The organism is Mesorhizobium sp. P5_C1 (genome assembly GCF_054049815.1).
The window spans coordinates 1-3,356 of the sequence record NZ_JBFULQ010000573.1; the positions used below are offsets into that span (position 1 = coordinate 1).

A 3,356-nucleotide genomic window follows, 5' to 3' on the forward strand; every position below is an offset into this window, starting at 1 on the left:
CCGGCATCATCATGAGTGCGTTGTTGCGCAACTCCGGCGTGGGATCTCTGGACCGCTGAATGATGCTGACCCGGTTAGCGACGGTGAGTTCTCGGCGCTCCGACGGGAGCGACCAAGCGCTTGAGAAAATCCCTCCCGGCATCGGCTATCAGCACACATGCGCGGATCGTCGCGGTCCGGAGATCGAACGAGCGGACCATTGATTCTCGGCCAGCCCGCTGCTTCTCAAGATAGCGCGCGAGTGCAATTTCGTGGCGTTGCGGCGCAACCGCATTCCACAGCCGCGGGTTCTGCCCGGCATCATCATGCCAGATGGGCCACTCGTTCGGGTGCAGCATAGCATCCTCCTCCTGAGACAAGGGCTGCCTCGTCCGGGCAATCTCCTCCGCCGCCCGTGAGAAATGCGTTGGAACCAGCGTGATGAATTCGTGAAAAGCGTCACGCCGGCAAAATCGCGATTGAAATAGGGGCAGGTAGGGGAAATGATCGCCGGCGGGAGCTATGGCTGTGGCGGATTCGATGACGCACCCTCATCTCTGTCTGCTTGGTGGTTTCGATTTTGCCAGCGATGCAGCGACGGTTCCGCTCCTCGGCCGCAAGGCGCGTGCCATGATAGCTTACCTGGCCCTCCAGTCCGGACGCTCGCAATCGCGCGAGAAACTCGCTTCCCTTCTGTGGGGCTGCAACAGCGAGTCCCAGGCCCGGACGAACCTGCGGCAGGCCTTGTCTGCCGTCAGGAAGGCCACTCACGCATCAGGGGGCGGGAGGTTCCTCACCGAGGGCGACACCATCAGCCTCAATCTCGACGATCTCGATTTCGATGTCGCGCGGTTCGAGGCGCTGGCTGCTGGCTCCGCCCCCGAGCAGCTCGAGCAGGCGCTTGCTGTCTATCGTGGCGACCTCCTCGACGGCTTCGATCTCAAGGAGGAGCCGTTCGAAGACTGGTTGAGGTTCGAGCGCGAGCGATTGAGGGCAATCTCCATAGCTGTGCTGGAGAAGCTCGTCGCACACCATTCCGCGACAAGCGATCTTGCATCATGCGTGCGGGCGGCTACGCGCTTGCTGGCTTTTGAACCCCTGCGGGAAGACATTCACCGCGCCTTGATGCGGGCCTATGCAGCCCAGGGTCGCGTCAACCTCGCCCTGAAGCAATATGAGCGCTGCCGCGATGCCCTGCAGCGACAGCTCGACTTGCGGCCCGAGCCCGAAACCCGAAAGCTGTATGACGACCTTCGGGGGCGCCGCATCACACCGGACTCGGCTTTTCCAGCGCCCGGAGTTTCACCTTCGCAACAGACGCGATCCCAAGCCGATAGGCGTCCGGATTTCTCTGGCCAGCCCATCAGCCCGCCGACGCACTACGTCAAGTCGGCAGGGATCAACATCGCTTATCAGGTGACCGGCGACGGGCCGATCGACCTGATTTATGTGCCCGGATGGGTCTCCAACCTCGACCTTTCCTGGTCGTCGCCGCGGCTGGCGCATGTGCTCCGGCGCCTCGGCAGCTTCTGCCGCCTGATCCGTATGGATAAGCGCGGCACGGGGCTGTCCGACCGCAATGTCGGTCTGCCGACGATGGAAGAGCGGATGGAGGACGTGCGGGCAGTGCTGGATGCGGTCGGCTCGAAGCGCACGGTTCTCTTCGGCAGCTCCGAGGGCGGCCCCATGTGCATGTTGTTCGCGGCGACCTATCCCGAGCGCACGGCGGCGCTCGTGCTCAACGGAGCCTATGCCAGCGGCAGATGGTCGAAGGATTATCCCTGGGCGAGAACAAGCGAGCAGGTGGAACAAGATCTAACAGTCGTCGAGAGAGAGTGGGGAGAGCCGGCGGACATGAGCAACGCCGCGCCCAGCCTGATGAACGACAGTTTCGAGAGAGAATGGTTCGCCGCCTACCTCAGGAATTCAGCCTCTCCCGCCGACGCCATAGCGCTCTGGCGCTGGGGAACCGAAATCGACGTTCGCGACATTCTGCCGGCCATTCACGTTCCGACGCTCATCGCTCAGACGACGGGCGACCGCTGGGTAAAGCGGGAAGAAGGACGCTACCTGGCAACGCATATCGAAGGTGCCCGATACATCGAGCTTGCCGGCCGGGACCACGTGATCTGGGGGGAGAATTCCGATCGCCTCGTGGACGAGATCCAGGCTTTTGTCACCGGCGCTTTGCCGGCGGTGCCGGGCAAGCGGCTCCTGGTGTCGGTGCTGTCCGTAGAGATAGAAGGCCCTTCCTCTGGTTCGGGCACGGATCTGATTGAGCGACACGCCGAAGAGATCCGTAGCGATCTGCTCGGCGCCGAAGGCAGGCGGATCAGACGCACGGCAAGCGGATTTGTCGCCGTGTTCCAAGGCCCGACGCGATCGATCCAGTGCGCGATCGCGATCCGTCAACGCCTGAAGCAATCCGGTCTCGATGTCCGCTCGGCAGTCCATACCGGCGAATGCGAGGAGCGCGGCGATGATTTCACCGGGATGGCGATCGAGCTGTCATCGCGGCTGCTCGATCATGCGCGGCCAGGCGAGATCATTGCCTCGCGGACGGTTCGTGATCTCGTGGTCGGCTCCGGCCTGATGTTTGAAGAGCGCGGCGATACGGAACTTGCCGGGCTTCCCGGGAGCTTGCAGCTTTTCTCCGTCGGTGGGCCAGCCTGACGGCGATGATCCTTGACGCAAGTGGCTCGCGCACCTGACTCGTGGTATCGTCGTTGCGGGAGACGGCGGACGCGCCGTGAGTGCCCGCCCGCTCCCACAATGGGAGGAAAAAATGGCTTACTACGTATTGCTCTCAAATTTCACAGATCAAGGTATCAGGAGCATAAAGGATACCCAGAAGCGCGCGGAGGCCTTCAAGGCGATGGCCAGCAAGAACGGCATCAAGGTTCACACCTTGTTGTGGACGCTTGGCCAGCATGATGTCGTGGCGATTGCAGAAGCCGACGACGACATTGCTGCGACCGCACTAGCCTTGTCGATCGCATCGCTAGGCAACATCAGAACCCAGACATTGAGAGCGTTCGACGCCGCGGATATGGCCAAGATAATGGCAAAGATGGCCTGACCGCCACTCTGCCGTGAACGGGCGATCGAAGCCCGCTGGCGAGGGGAGCGGCGGCCTCGCTCATATCCTTGAAGCGAAAACCCTGGGACGAGGCCAGGGTTTTTTATGATTGCGGTTCAACTCGATATTTTGGTCAAATCGCAACCTTAGCCAGCCACATAGCGGCTACCTTGAAGCCGTTGCCGTTCGGATTGCGGGTCGTACTTGAAGCTGCGAAGATTGGGCGTTCGCTTAGCGATGTACTGGAAGGCATCTTATGCCAGTTGTTCGGGTGGAGCGGCGGCTCGCTGCGATCATG

2 protein-coding genes are annotated in these 3,356 nt (G+C 61.7%); both read left to right on the forward strand.

The window, feature by feature from the left end:
• Positions 1-501 precede the first annotated feature (501 nt).
• Positions 502-2,652 carry an alpha/beta fold hydrolase gene (locus tag ACXJ7R_RS28065; protein ID WP_457154668.1) on the forward strand — a complete coding sequence of 717 codons (2,151 nt, stop codon included), beginning with the start codon at positions 502-504 and terminating at the stop codon, positions 2,650-2,652.
• Between the two features lie 112 nt (positions 2,653-2,764).
• On the forward strand, positions 2,765-3,058 hold the full coding sequence (locus ACXJ7R_RS28070; RefSeq protein WP_095088629.1) for a GYD domain-containing protein: 294 nt from the start codon (positions 2,765-2,767) through the stop codon (positions 3,056-3,058).
• The last annotated feature ends 298 nt before the right edge of the window (positions 3,059-3,356 follow it).

What these genes read in the sequence shown, in the direction of transcription:
- ACXJ7R_RS28070 (WP_095088629.1), top strand. Translation starts at nt 2,765, where the DNA reads ATGGCTTACTACGTATTGCTCTCAAATTTCACAGATCAAGGTATCAGG.
- ACXJ7R_RS28065 (WP_457154668.1), top strand. Translation starts at nt 502, where the DNA reads ATGGCTGTGGCGGATTCGATGACGCACCCTCATCTCTGTCTGCTTGGT.